The organism is Plantibacter sp. VKM Ac-2880, from assembly GCF_015351235.1.
Taxonomy (GTDB): domain Bacteria; phylum Actinomycetota; class Actinomycetes; order Actinomycetales; family Microbacteriaceae; genus Plantibacter.
In genome coordinates this window covers 2227388-2240339 of record NZ_JADKSJ010000001.1, presented here as the reverse complement: position 1 = coordinate 2240339, position 12952 = coordinate 2227388, and the positions used below count along the sequence as shown (strand labels likewise).

The window sequence follows — 12952 nt, the reverse complement described above, 5'->3', positions numbered from 1 at the left end:
GACGGGCGACTACTCGTCGTCGGACTCCAACTCGGCCTGCACCTCGGGGGTCAGGTCGAAGTTGCTGTAGATGTTCTGGACGTCGTCGTTGTCCTCGAGTGCATCGATCAGCTTGAAGACCTTCCGGGCGGTGTCGGCGTCGATCTCGACCTTGAGGCTCGGGACGAAGGCGACATCGGCCGAGTCGTAGTCGATGCCCGCCTCCTGCAACGCGGTGCGGGTCGCGACCATGTCGCTCGGCTCGGTGACGACCTCGAAGGTCTCGGCCTCGGCGTTGACCTCCTCGGCGCCGGCGTCGAGCACCGCGGCGAGGACGTCGTCCTCGGTGGTGCCCTCGGCCTGGACCACGATGAGTCCCTTGCGCTGGAAGTTGTAGGCCACGGAGCCCGGGTCGGCCATGGTGCCGCCGTTGCGGGACATCAGCGTCCGGACGTCGGCAGCGGCTCGGTTCTTGTTGTCGGTGAGGCACTCGACGAGGAGCGCGACGCCGTTCGGGCCGTACCCCTCGTACATGATCGTGGTGTAGTCGATGACCTCACCGGTGAGGCCTGCGCCACGCTTGACGGCGCGGTCGATGTTGTCGTTCGGGACCGAGGTCTTCTTCGCCTTCTGGATGGCGTCTTGCAGCGTCGGGTTGCCCGCGAGGTCTGCACCGCCCATCTTGGCGGCGACCTCGATGTTCTTGATGAGCTTGGCGAAGGACTTCGCGCGACGGCCGTCGATGACCGCCTTCTTGTGCTTGGTCGTGGCCCACTTGGAGTGTCCGGACATGTGCTCCCTAACTGCGTGAAAAGAACCTGACCAGTCTAGGCCAGCGTCCCGGAACTCGCGATCACGGTGCGCGTCGCGGCGGTGCCGCGCCCGAGATTCAGACGGCCGAACGGACCGTGTCGAGGAAGTAGGCGTGGAAGCGGGTGTCCCCGGTCACCTCCGGGTGGAACGAGGTGCCGAGCAGTCGCCCCTGCTGGACGGCGACCATCCGGCCGTCCGGCAACGAGGCGAGTGGCGTCACGTCGGGACCGGCCGCCTCCACGACCGGCGCGCGGATGAAGACCGCGTGCACCGGGGGTTCGCCGAGGACCGGGATGCGCAGCTCGGTCTCGAAGGAGTCGAGCTGCGAACCGAAGGCGTTGCGGCGGACGGACACGTCGAGTCCGCCGAGACCGTGCTGTCCGGCGATGCCGTCGAGGATGCGATCCGCCAGCAGGATCAGGCCGGCGCAGGTGCCGTACACCGGGAGTCCCTCGGCGATCGCCTGGCGCAACGGGTCGACGAGGTCGAAGGCGCGCGCGAGTTTCTCGATGACACTCGACTCGCCACCGGGGAGGACGAGTCCGTCGACCTCCGACAACTCGGACGGACGCCTGACCAGCCTGACGTCCGCTCCGAGGTGTTCGAGCACCGCCGCGTGCTCGCGGAAGTCCCCTTGGAGCGCGAGGACCCCGACCCGCGGTCGCGTCGTCATCGCCCGACCTGGGCCGAGGCGTCGCGCAGCGCCGGGAGGCCGCTACCAGCCACGCTCGGAGAGCCGGTGCGGGGCCGCGAGGTCGGCGACGTTGATGCCGACCATCGCCTCGCCGAGTCCGCGCGAGACCTCGGCGATGACGGCTGGATCGTCGAAGAACGTCGTCGCCTTGACGACCGCCGCCGCACGCTGCGCGGGGTTGCCCGACTTGAAGATGCCCGAGCCGACGAAGACCCCGTCTGCTCCGAGCTGCATCATCATCGCGGCGTCGGCAGGGGTCGCGACGCCGCCGGCGGTGAACAGCACCACGGGCAGCTTGCCGGTCTCAGCGATCTCGACGACGAGGTCGTAGGGCGCCTGCAGCTCCTTGGCGGCGACGTAGAGCTCGTCCTTCGACATCGACGACAGGCTCGCGATCTCCGAGCGGATCTTCCGGATGTGCTTCGTCGCCTCGGAGACGTCGCCGGTGCCGGCCTCTCCCTTCGAACGGATCATCGCGGCGCCCTCGGTGATCCGTCGCAGCGCCTCGCCCAGGTTGGTCGCGCCGCAGACGAACGGGACGTCGAAGTTCCACTTGTCGATGTGGTTGGCGTAGTCGGCCGGGCTCAGCACCTCGGACTCGTCGATGTAGTCGACGTCGAGCGCCTGCAGCACCTGCGCCTCGACGAAGTGGCCGATACGGGCCTTCGCCATGACCGGGATCGACACCTCGGCGATGATGGACTCGATGAGGTCGGGGTCGCTCATCCGGGCGACGCCACCCTGCGACCGGATGTCGGCGGGAACGCGCTCGAGGGCCATCACGGCGACGGCCCCGGCGTCCTCGGCGATGCGGGCCTGCTCGGCGGTGACGACGTCCATGATGACGCCGCCCTTGAGCATCTCGGCGAGGCCTCGCTTCACGCGGTTCGAGCCGTGCTGTCCAGTGGTCGTGCTGCTGTCGGTCATGGTGGCGAGCGTATCCCCGAGTGGCCTGGTGATGCTCCGTCCAACGGCCGGAAATTGGACTTGGGCTCGAGCGGTCTCGGCCCGGATCGGATCAGTCGGCGGTCGGCCAGGCCTCCGCGATGGATCGGCGCACGTCGCCGAGGAGCTGCGGGAGCGCCTTGGTCTGGGCGATGATCGGGAAGAAGTTCGCGTCCGTCGCCCAGCGCGGGACGATGTGCTGGTGGAGGTGCGCAGCGATCCCGGCACCGGCGACCGCACCCTGGTTCATCCCCAGGTTGAAGCCGTCGTTGTTCGACACCGATCGGAGGACCCGCATCGCCGTCTGCGTCAGACTCCCGATCTCCGCGACCTCGGCAGGCGTCGCGTCGTCGTACATCGCGACGTGGCGGTATGGGCAGACGAGCAGGTGCCCGGAGTTGTACGGGAACAGGTTGAGGAGCACGAAGGCGTGTTCTCCGCGGTGCACGATGAGCGCGGACTCGTCGTCGAGGGTCGGTGCGATGCAGAACGGGCAGCCGTCGTCGGACGGTTGACCCTGTTTGATGTACACCATCCGGTGGGGCGTCCACAGGCGCTGGAACGCGTCCGGGACGCCCACCAGGTGGGAGGTGTCGATCGACTCGAACGACTCCGGATCCGTGCCCGAGGTCATGCGGGCAGGTCCGATGCGGTGTTCACCTGCAGCTTCGCCGCGATGGCGGCACGGATGCGTCGCACGGCGTCCGCGACCGGGACGCCGTTCTCCTGGGTGCCGTCGCGGAAGCGGAAGCTCACCGCACCGTTGGCCTGGTCCTCCTCGCCCACGATCAGCTGCACCGGGGTCTTGGCCTTGGTGTGGTTGCGGATCTTCTTCTGCATGCGGTCGTCGGAGGCGTCGAGCTCGGCGCGGACGCCGGACGAGCGCAACTCGGCGACGACCCCACCGAGGAACTCCTCGTACTGCTCGGACACCGGGATGCCGACGACCTGGACGGGGGCGAGCCACACGGGGAACGCTCCGGCGTAGTGCTCGAGGAGGATCGCGAAGAAGCGCTCGATCGAGCCGAGCAGTGCCCGGTGGATCATCGCCGGGCGCTTCCGGGTGCCGTCCGCCGCCGTGTACTCGAGCTCGAAGAGCTCGGGCAGGTTGAAGTCGAGCTGCACGGTGGACAGCTGCCACGTGCGTCCGATCGCGTCCCGGGCCTGCACGGAGATCTTCGGACCGTAGAACGCCGCGCCCGCCGGATCGAGGACGAGCTCGAGGCCGGATTCGATCGCGACCTCCCGCAGGGTCTCCGTCGCTTCGTCCCAGACCTCGTCGGTGCCGACGTACTTGTCGGGGTCCTTCGTCGAGAGTTCGAGGTAGAAGTCGTCGAGGCCGTACCCACGGAGGGTCTCCAGGACGAACTGCAGCTGACGCCCGACCTCCTCCTTGACCTGGTCGTCGGTCACGTAGATGTGGGCGTCGTCCTGGGTGAGCCCACGGACGCGGGTCAGGCCGGAGAGCGTCCCGCTCTTCTCGTACCGGTAGACCGTGCCGAACTCGGCGAGCCGGAGCGGGAGCTCGCGATAGCTGCGGCCCCGCGCCCGGTAGATCAGGTTGTGCATCGGGCAGTTCATGGGCTTCAGGTAGTAGTCCTGCCCCTGACGCGTGACGTGGCCGTCGGCGTCGACCTCCTGGTCGAGGTGCATCGCCGGGAACATGCCGTCCTTGTACCAGGCGAGGTGCTGGCTGACCTCGAAGAGGTGCCCCTTGGTGATGTGCGGGGTGTTGACCAGCTCGTAGCCGGATGCGAGCAGGCGCTCCCGCATGTAGTTCTCGATCTCGTTGCGGATGATGCCGCCCTTGGGATGGAACACCGCGAGACCGGAGCCGATCTCCTCCGGGAAGCTGAAGAGGTCGAGTTCGGCACCGAGCTTGCGGTGGTCGCGCTTGGCCGCCTCCTCGATCCGGGTCTGGTAGGCGCGGAGCTCGTCCTTCGTCGCCCAGGCCGTGCCGTAGATGCGCTGCAGCTGCGGGTTCTTCTCACTCCCCCGCCAGTACGCGGCGGCGAGGCGGGTCAGAGCCCAGCCGTTGCCGATCATGCGGGTGTTCGGGAGGTGCGGTCCGCGGCAGAGGTCCTTCCAGACCGTCTCCCCCGTCTTCGGGTCGACGTTGTCGTAGATGGTGAGCTCGGCGCCGCCGACCTCGACGTTCTCATCGTCGGCCGCCGAACCGCCCTTGAGCCCGATCAGCTCGAGCTTGTAGGGCTCCCCCGCGAGTTCCGCGCGGGCCTCGTCCTCGGTCACGACGCGGCGCACGAACCGCTGGCCCTGACGGATGATGCGCTCCATCGTCTTCTGCAGCACCTTGAGCGCCTCAGGCGTGAAGGGCGCGGCGACGTCGAAGTCGTAGTAGAAGCCGTCGGTGACGGGCGGTCCGATGCCGAGGTTGGCATGCGGGTCGATCTGCTGCACGGCCTGTGCGAGCACGTGGGCGGCCGAGTGGCGCAGGATGCTGAGACCGTCCGGCGAGTCGAGGTGGACCGGTTCGACGGTGTCCGTCTCCGTCACGGTGGCCGCGAGGTCCTTCAGTTCGCCGTTGACGCGCATGGCGACCACGGATCGGTCGGTGAACAGTGCGAACCCGTCACTCACGGATGATCTCTCTTTCTCAGGTGAAACCTTGGCCGTGCAAGCCTATCGTCGTCCGCGGCGGCGAGACGCTGCGGCCATGGTCCGCACTCGGCCGCATCGCTAGAGTGAAGGCCTACGACGTGACGGGGGTGGCGCTGATGACGGCTGGGCAGAGGACCGGGGCGGCGACAGCGCTCTTCGCCGCACTGCCCGCAGTCGCCCTCGTGCACATCGTCGCCCTCGCCTCCGGCCAGGAGTGGCTGTCGCTCCTCACGAAGCCGTTCATCATGTTGGTCCTCGCGCTGGCGCTCGTCTGGTCGATCCGACGACTGACGGCCGCTGCGGTCACCGCGCTCGTCGCGATCCTCTGCAGCTGGGCGGGCGACATCGCCCTCATGATCCCGGGGCAACTCGCGTTCGGCGTGGGGATCCTGTTCTTCATGCTCGCGCAGGCCGGCTACGTCGTCCTCTTCGTCCGGCATCTGCGGACCAGGAAGCGTCCGCCCGTCTGGGCCCTCGTGTACCTGGTGTGGCTCGTCGCCGGCGTCGCACTGCTCAGCCAGCAGGACATGGGGGCGCTCTATCCGGCGGTCGTCCTCTACGCCATCGTGATCGGGGCCATGGCGGCGGCCTCGACGATGACGACGCCGACGATCGCCGTCGGCGGTGCGCTGTTCCTGGTCTCGGACTCGCTGATCGGGCTCGACCGCTTCGTCCCCGCGGTCACGGTCTGGGCGGCGGACGAGATCATCATGGCCACCTACGCTGCTGGCCAGGGCCTTATCGTGTGGGGTGTCGCGGAGATCCTGCGCCGCCGCGAACGGTCGGTCGTCTCCGTCTGAGCGGAGATCCGACCCGTGCGTCGGGGTTCAACACGAAGGGCCCGAGCTGATCGCTCGGGCCCTTCGTGTTCCTGTGGGCGATACTGGGATCGAACCAGTGACCTCTTCCGTGTCAGGGAAGCGCGCTACCGCTGCGCCAATCGCCCAGGTGAGTGGTGTTGTACCGAGGTGGCGACGGGATTCGAACCCGTGTGGACGGCTTTGCAGGCCGCTGCCTAGCCTCTCGGCCACGCCACCACGTGTGACTGAACACACTGTCGAGCGGGACGTTCACACGATCCTGCTGACACTCGAGCGGATGACGAGATTCGAACTCGCGACCCTCACCTTGGCAAGGTGATGCGCTACCACTGCGCCACATCCGCATTCACACCCGTTTCCGGGTGCTTGGAAACTCTAGCCGATCTTCGAGCCCCCTGGTGACACGTCCGCCTCGGCGAGTCACCAGGATCCTTGATGTTCCGGGGAAAAACGCGGGTGAAAATCGATGTTTCCGGGCGCGTCGCGGTGCGGTGCCGAGTCTCCGGCGGCGGGCGATGTGGGGAAACGGCGACGGCCCCGGACGTGTTCGTCCGGGGCCGTCGTGATGCTGGTGGGCGATACTGGGATCGAACCAGTGACCTCTTCCGTGTCAGGGAAGCGCGCTACCGCTGCGCCAATCGCCCGGGTGGCGTGTGTGGACACGACGCCGGGATGTTGCTGATGGAACCGATGCTACCGAGTGGAGGTGGCGACGGGATTCGAACCCGTGTGGACGGCTTTGCAGGCCGCTGCCTAGCCTCTCGGCCACGCCACCATGTGTGACCGAACACACTGCCGAATGGGGTTCCTCACGGAACGACACCACTGACACTCGAGCGGATGACGAGATTCGAACTCGCGACCCTCACCTTGGCAAGGTGATGCGCTACCACTGCGCCACATCCGCATTGCTCGCATCACTGCGTGCTCGAACGACTCTAGCCGAAAGCGGGACCGATGTTCAAACCGGCGCGCACGCCGCGCTGTGCGCGTGGCCGATGTGCGTTCGACACTCGGCATCGGCTAGTATCGTGACTCGCGGCTGTTCGGCACCCCGGTGCGAACGACCTGCGGGCGATTGGCGCAGTTGGTAGCGCGCTTCCTTCACACGGAAGAGGTCATCGGTTCGAGTCCGGTATCGCCCACAGCACACTCCTGGTCCGCCAGGAGTTTTTTCGTTGGTCAGCACCCGTCCCCGCGGGTGCAGGCCGTTCCGGCTCGGCCTCCGCCTCCGGTCATGCGTGGGTCCGGCTCGGGAAGAAGTGTCGCTCGACGGGCTCGCCCTCGGTGTGCTCCAACGCTGCCGAACGGATGTCGCGGTCGCGGCCGGTGAGACGCTGCGTCTCCTGCCGCCGGAACTCCCCCCACGACGGCACCATGAAGGTCTCCAGCTGCACGTCGGCAACCTCGCCGCTCCGGTACAGGGCCCATCTGGATGCGCCGGTTCGGCGACGGGAGCTCTCGACGCGACCCATCGCGGTCTGGAACGCGGCGAGCGAGTCGGGGTGGACCGTGTAGGAGATCTGCACGAGCACCGGCCCGTCGGTCGGCTGCGGCTCGAACACCAGCGTGGGCGTGGGCCACGACATCGTGATGCTGCGGTCGATGGTGCCCGTTCCCGGCAGCAGGGGCAGCACCCGCACACTGACCGCCACGAGGAGCAGCAGGACCGCCGAAGCGGCGTAGGCGACCGACGTCCCGAGTGCCTGCGCGGCGAGTCCCCAACCGATCGACCCGATGGCCATCGTTCCCATGAAGACGAGGATGTAGATCGAGGCTCCGCGGGACCGCACCCACTGCGGCAGGGTGAGCTGCAGGGCGGCGTTCAGCACGGTGAGCGTGCCGATCCAGGCCAGCCCCGCGAGCACCAGCAGGACGAGGGTCGGTACGACTGGCAGGAACGCCGCCGCGAGCGACCCCGCGGCGAAGAGCAGCGCACTCGCCGCGATGACGAGGTTGTCGGAGAACTGGCGTCGAGCGAGCGGCAGGGCGAAGATGCCCAGGACGGCACCGAGGCCGAGCGCGCCGAGCAGGAAGCCGTACCCGCTCGAATCGAGATGGAGCCGCTTCGCGGTGAGGGGCAGCAGCGCCCAGAGTGCGCTGGCCGGGAGGGCGAAGAGTGCGGACCGCAGCAGGATCCGGCGGACGAGGTGCGCGGAAGCGACGTAGCGGACCCCCGCCTGCAGTGCGGCGCCGAACCGCTCGCGGTCGTCGAGACCGGTCTGCGCCGGCCGCTTCCACCACACGAGGGCGATCACGGCCCCGACGAAGCTCAGCGCGTTGATCCCGAACACGACGGGCGCGCCGAAGGCCGACAGCGCGGCGCCGGCCAGGGCGGGACCGACCGCGCGAGCACCGTTCACCGTCACCCCACCGAGCGCGGACGACGCCGCGATGAGGTTGCGGGGCACGAGCTCCGGCTGGATCGCCTGCCACGCCGGCGATGTCAGGGTGGAGGTGATGCCGAGCAGGAAGGTGAACCCGAGGATCGTCCAGGGGGTCAGTGCACCGGTCGCCGCCACCACCGTGAGGGCGGCTGCGAGGACGGCGCTCGCCGACGACCCCCAGATCAGCAGTCGTCGTCGGTCGAGCGAGTCCGCGAGGACCCCGGCCGGGAGGGCCACCAGGATGGCCGGTGCGAGGCTCGCGGTCTGCACGAGGGCGATCACCGCCGCTCCTGCAGCGGTTTCGACCAGGTACCACTGGGCTCCGACGGTCTGCATCCAGGTCCCGATGTTGCTGCCCAACTGGGCGAACCACAGCACCCTGAAGGCGGTGATCGCCATGGGTGCCCATGCCGACGGTTGCGCGGGTGGGGTTGCAGAAGGTGCAGGCATGGTCGAACGATAGGACGCGCTCGTCGGTCGTGCATCGTCGCTTTGTCGCAAACGCGGATGAACCGAGATCCGACTCCACCAGCGGCCCGCGACCTCGGCCCATGCCGGATCATCGGCGAATCGTCAAGGTGTGTGACCGCGGAGAACGGCTGATTAGCGTGGGTGGATGGCCATCACGGAACTCATCCTCGTCCGCCACGGTGAAAGCGCCGGCAACGTCGCAGCACACGAAGCCGAACGCACCGGGGCTCACCGGATCGCCGTCCCGGATCGCGACGCCGACGTCTCGCTGTCACCCCTCGGGGTGGAACAGGCCGCCGCGGTCGGCACCCGTCTGGCGGGTCTGGCACCGACGGACCACCCGGACATCGTGTTCAGTTCGCCCTTCCGACGCGCCCACGAGACCGCGGTCGTCGCCCTCCGCGCGGCCGCCATGGACGCCGACGGCTTGCGCCCGCTCATCGACGAACGACTCCGCGACCGCGACCTCGGGATCCTCGACACGTTCACCTCACTCGGCGTCGATGCCGAATTCCCGGACGAGGCCGCCAGACGGCGCTTCCTCGGGAAGTTCTACTACCGGCCGCCGGGAGGTGAGTCGTGGACCGACGTGGCGCTCCGCATCCGCTCGTTCGTCCGGGACCTCGACCGATACCCGGACCGCACTCGCGCCCTGGTGGTCTGCCACGACGCCGTGATCTCGCTCTTCCGCTACGTGTGCGAGGGGTGGGACGAACACCGCGTCCTCGAGGAGGCGGCGTTGCGCCCCACCCCGAACGCCTCGTTCACCCACCTGGTCCACGACGGTCGGGCTTGGCGAGCGCGGGCCGCGAACGCGACGGCCCATCTGCAGCAGGAGCTGGTCGCGGTCACCGAGCACGCGGGGGTGCCTGATGTCCACCACTGAACCCGTCGCCCTCACGCCGGGCGCGCTCGCCGCCTGGCCGCTTCCTGATCCCGGCTCGTCCAAGGACGATCGCGGATCGGTGCTCGTCGTCGGCGGAGCTCGGAGGACCCCTGGGGCCGTCGCCTTGGCCGGGCTCGCCGCATTGCGGGTCGGTGCGGGCAGGATCACCCTCGCGGTCGGTGAGTCGGCGGCGTCCGCGCTCGCCGTGGCCTTCCCGGAGGCGGGCGTGATCGGCCTGGCCGAGACCACCGACGGAGCCGTCCGGGGTGACGCCGTCGACCGTCTCGACGACGAACTGGACGTCGACTGCGTCCTGCTCGGCCCCGGCCTCGACGACGCGGATGAAGCCGTCGCCCTGCTCCGGCGGATCCGGCCGTCGCTGGGCGCGGAGACGGTCGTGATCCTCGACGCCTTCGGCCTCGGGGCGCTCTCGCACCTCCCCGAGTTCTCGACGGGGCTCGAGGGCCGGCTCGTCTTCACTCCGAACGTCGCGGAGGCGGCGATCCTGCTCGACGTCGACGAGGCGGACCCCGAGACCGCGCCAGGCGAGCTGGCACGACGCCACGGTGCCACCGTCACCTGCCAGGGACGGATCTCGGACGGGCGTCAGGACTTCGTCGCGCCCGGTGGCGGCCCGGTCCTCGGCACCGCCGGGAGCGGAGACGTCCTCGCCGGAGCGATCGCTGGGCTCGCTGCGAGAGGACTCTCCCCGCTGGCGGCGAGCTGCTGGGGCACCGTGCTCCACGCCTCGTCCGGCGATCAGGTCGCCGAACGGGTCGGACCCTTGGGCGCCCTCGCCCGTGAGTTCGCCGACGAGTTCCCGATGCTGCTGCAGTCCTTCGACCGCTCGAGCGACGAGGCCCCCTAGGAGACCACCGGCCAGCGCCAGGAGGTGATCTCGGGCGCATCCTCACCGAACTCGCGCGTGTGCTCCTGTGCACGATGCCGGGCGTCCTGCATCTCCTGGCGGAGTTCCGCGTACCGTTCGCCGAGCCCGGGAGTCCGGTCGATGGCGTCGCAGACGAGCGAATAGCGGTCGATCCGGTTGAGCATCACCATGTCGAACGGCGTGGTCGTGGTCCCGTTCTCCAGGTACCCGCGGACGTGCAACTGCTCGTGTCCGTGGCGTTTGTAGGTCAGCCGATGGATGAGCCACGGGTACCCGTGGTACGCGAAGACGACCGGCCGATCCGTGGTGAACACGCTGTCGTACTCCGCGTCCGAGATGCCGTGGGGATGCTGGTCCTCACTCATGAGCCGCATGAGGTCGACGACGTTCACGACGCGGACGGCGAGACCGGGGATGCGCTCCCGGAGGATGCTGACGGCGGCCAGCGTCTCCAGGGTGGGGACGTCCCCCGCGCAGGCCATCACGAGGTCCGGCTGCTCCCCCGGGCGCTCCGAGCCGGCGAAGGGCAGGACACCGAGCCCGCGGGCACAGTGCTCACGCGCGTCGTCGACGCCGAGCCAGACCGGCTCGACGTCCTTCCCGGCGACGATCACATTGATCTCGTCCGTGCTCCGCAGGCAGTGCTCCGCGACGACGAGGAGCGTGTTCGCGTCGAATGGGAGGTAGACCCGGATGACGCCCGGCTTCTTGTTGACGACGTGGTCGATGAACCCAGGATCCTGATGGGAGAACCCGTTGTGGTCCTGACGCCACACGTGGCTCGTGAGCAGGTAGTTCAAGCTCGCCACCGGGCGACGCCATTCCAGTGCACGAGCGCCGTTCAGCCATTTCGCGTGCTGGTTGAACATGGAGTCGACGATGTGGATGAAGGCCTCGTAGCAGGTGAAGAGACCGTGCCTGCCCGTCAGCAGATAGCCCTCCAGCCAGCCCTCGCACTGGTGTTCGCTGAGCATCTCCATCACGCGGCCGACGCGGGCCAGATGTTCGTCTCCCGGGACGGTCTCCGCGTTCCATTGGCGCTCGGTGACGTCGAACACCGCCTGGAGTCGGTTGCTGGCGAGCTCGTCGGGAGCGAAGATCCGGAAGCTCGTCGGGTTCCGTCGGATGACGTCGGCGAGCCAGTGGCCGAGGACACCGGTCGCGCCGGCATCGACAGCGCCGGGCGCTGCGGAGACGACCGCGGCGTCGTCGATCGGCGGCAGGTCGAGGTCCGTGCGCAGGAGGCCGCCGTTGGCGTGCGGCGTCGCGCTCATCCTGGCGTTCCCGCGCGGTGCCAGGGCGCGCACCTCGGTGATCACCGCCCCATGCTCGTCGAACAGCTCCTCGGGCCGGTAGCTCCGCATCCAGGCCTCGAGGATCGCCGTATGCTCCTCGGTGTCGCGGGCGTTCGCGAGCGGGACCTGGTGCGCATGGAAGGTCCCTTCGACCTGTGCCCCGTCGATCTCCTCGGGGCAGGTCCACCCCTTCGGGGTGCGCAGGACGATCATCGGCCAGACGGGCCGCTCGGTGTCCCCCGCAGCGGCTCTGGCCTTGATCGTCGCGATGCGGTCGAGCACGACGTCGAGGACCTCGGCCAGGCGCCGGTGCACGTGCATGGGATCCTCGCCGTCGAAGCCGCCCTCGACGAAGAACGGCTCGTGACCGTACCCGCGGAGCAGGCTGTCGAGCTCGGCCTGCGGGATGCGGGCCAGGAGCGTCGGGTTCGCGATCTTGTAGCCGTTCAGGTGGAGGATCGGGAGGACCACGCCGTCCTGAATCGGGTCGATGAACTTGTTGGAATGCCAGCTCGTCGCGAGCGGGCCGGTCTCCGCCTCCCCGTCGCCGACGACCGCGGCGACGAGGAGGTCGGGGTTGTCGAAGGCGGCGCCGTAGGCGTGACTGAGGACGTATCCCAGCTCGCCGCCCTCATGGATGCTCCCCGGGGTCTCGGGTGCCGCGTGACTCGGCACCCCGCCCGGGAAGCTGAACTGCCGGAAGAAGCGGGTGAGGCCCGCCTCGGACTCGGCGACGTCGGGGTAGATCTCGCTGTAGGTGCCCTCCAGATAGGCGCTCGCGAGGATCGCCGGACCACCGTGACCGGGTCCGGCGATGAACATCGCCGACTGCCTGCGTTCCACGATGACCCGGTTGAGGTGGGCGTAGGCGAGGTTCAGACCGGGAGCGGTCCCCCAGTGACCGAGCAGCCGGCGCTTGATGTGGCCCGCCTCGAGCGGGCGCCGGAGCAGTGGGTTGTCGAGCAGGTAGATCTGCCCGACCGACAGGTAGTTCGCGGCACGCCACCAGGCGTCGACCTGCGAAAGGGTCGCGTCCGACACCGGTGCTCCGCCCTCCCGCGATGGCCAGGAGCCGGTCGGTGATGCGTGCTGTTCATCATGCGTCATCGTCCAACCGTCCCAGAATCCCGGATCGGACGACAGGGGTGGCGCT

General features: G+C 68.7%; 10 protein-coding genes and 7 tRNA genes. 4 read left to right on the top strand and 13 right to left on the bottom strand.

From position 1 onward, the window contains the following. Window positions 1–9 precede the first annotated feature (9 nt). The 5 genes from ITJ57_RS10790 to thrS all read right to left on the bottom strand — a co-directional run bounded on the left by ITJ57_RS10790 (window position 10) and on the right by thrS (window position 5029). Window positions 10–771 carry a YebC/PmpR family DNA-binding transcriptional regulator gene (locus ITJ57_RS10790; RefSeq protein ID WP_056005840.1) on the bottom strand — a complete coding sequence of 254 codons (762 nt, stop codon included), beginning with the start codon at window positions 769–771 and terminating at the stop codon, window positions 10–12. 97 nt (window positions 772–868) lie between these two features. After that, a complete protein-coding gene (gene pdxT, locus ITJ57_RS10785) occupies window positions 869–1465 on the bottom strand; it encodes a pyridoxal 5'-phosphate synthase glutaminase subunit PdxT (protein WP_194669997.1) in 597 nt (198 codons plus the stop codon). A 42-nt stretch (window positions 1466–1507) separates the two neighbouring features. Further along, window positions 1508–2413 carry a pyridoxal 5'-phosphate synthase lyase subunit PdxS gene (pdxS, locus tag ITJ57_RS10780; protein ID WP_194669996.1) on the bottom strand — a complete coding sequence of 302 codons (906 nt, stop codon included), beginning with the start codon at window positions 2411–2413 and terminating at the stop codon, window positions 1508–1510. A 91-nt stretch (window positions 2414–2504) separates the two neighbouring features. Then, complete coding sequence (locus ITJ57_RS10775; RefSeq protein WP_194669995.1) at window positions 2505–3065, bottom strand: HIT domain-containing protein; 561 nt, start codon at window positions 3063–3065, stop codon at window positions 2505–2507. Then, window positions 3062–5029 carry a threonine--tRNA ligase gene (gene thrS, locus ITJ57_RS10770; protein WP_194669994.1) on the bottom strand — a complete coding sequence of 656 codons (1968 nt, stop codon included), beginning with the start codon at window positions 5027–5029 and terminating at the stop codon, window positions 3062–3064. The genes ITJ57_RS10775 and thrS overlap by 4 nt, the downstream gene beginning before the upstream one ends. 137 nt (window positions 5030–5166) lie before the next feature. Here thrS and ITJ57_RS10765 point away from each other — a divergent pair, with 137 nt between their 5' ends. Further along, the gene (locus ITJ57_RS10765; RefSeq protein ID WP_194669993.1) at window positions 5167–5850 is read left to right on the top strand and encodes a lysoplasmalogenase; all 684 of its coding nucleotides are present in this window, start codon (window positions 5167–5169) and stop codon (window positions 5848–5850) included. 74 nt (window positions 5851–5924) lie between these two features. On the opposite strand, the gene ITJ57_RS10760 is transcribed toward ITJ57_RS10765, so the two are convergent. The 6 genes from ITJ57_RS10760 to ITJ57_RS10735 all read right to left on the bottom strand — a co-directional run bounded on the left by ITJ57_RS10760 (window position 5925) and on the right by ITJ57_RS10735 (window position 6778). After that, window positions 5925–5996 (bottom strand) — tRNA-Val (locus tag ITJ57_RS10760). A 20-nt stretch (window positions 5997–6016) separates the two neighbouring features. Further along, window positions 6017–6087, bottom strand: a tRNA-Cys gene (locus ITJ57_RS10755). 56 nt (window positions 6088–6143) lie between these two features. Next, window positions 6144–6215: transfer RNA gene (locus ITJ57_RS10750), tRNA-Gly, on the bottom strand. Window positions 6216–6440: 225 nt separating this feature from the next. Further along, window positions 6441–6515: transfer RNA gene (locus ITJ57_RS10745), tRNA-Val, on the bottom strand. Window positions 6516–6572: 57 nt separating this feature from the next. Further along, window positions 6573–6646, bottom strand: a tRNA-Cys gene (locus ITJ57_RS10740). Between the two features lie 60 nt (window positions 6647–6706). Further along, a tRNA-Gly gene (locus ITJ57_RS10735) sits at window positions 6707–6778 on the bottom strand. Between the two features lie 165 nt (window positions 6779–6943). Here ITJ57_RS10735 and ITJ57_RS10730 point away from each other — a divergent pair. Beyond that, window positions 6944–7016 (top strand) — tRNA-Val (locus ITJ57_RS10730). 90 nt (window positions 7017–7106) lie between these two features. Here the strand turns inward: ITJ57_RS10730 and ITJ57_RS10725 are convergent. Then, the gene (locus ITJ57_RS10725; protein WP_194669992.1) at window positions 7107–8708 is read right to left on the bottom strand and encodes an MFS transporter; all 1602 of its coding nucleotides are present in this window, start codon (window positions 8706–8708) and stop codon (window positions 7107–7109) included. Between the two features lie 166 nt (window positions 8709–8874). Between ITJ57_RS10725 and ITJ57_RS10720 the strand changes: the two genes are divergently transcribed. Continuing rightward, a complete protein-coding gene (locus ITJ57_RS10720) occupies window positions 8875–9615 on the top strand; it encodes a histidine phosphatase family protein (protein ID WP_194669991.1) in 741 nt (246 codons plus the stop codon). Next, complete coding sequence (locus ITJ57_RS10715) at window positions 9602–10483, top strand: ADP/ATP-dependent (S)-NAD(P)H-hydrate dehydratase (RefSeq protein ID WP_194669990.1); 882 nt, start codon at window positions 9602–9604, stop codon at window positions 10481–10483. Before ITJ57_RS10720 ends, ITJ57_RS10715 begins: the two co-directional genes overlap by 14 nt. On the opposite strand, the gene ITJ57_RS10710 is transcribed toward ITJ57_RS10715, so the two are convergent. Further along, entirely contained in the window at window positions 10480–12906 is a 2427-nt protein-coding gene (locus ITJ57_RS10710; protein WP_194669989.1) for a phosphoketolase, read from the bottom strand. The two genes, ITJ57_RS10715 and ITJ57_RS10710, sit on opposite strands and share 4 nt — an antisense overlap. Window positions 12907–12952: the final 46 nt, after the last annotated feature.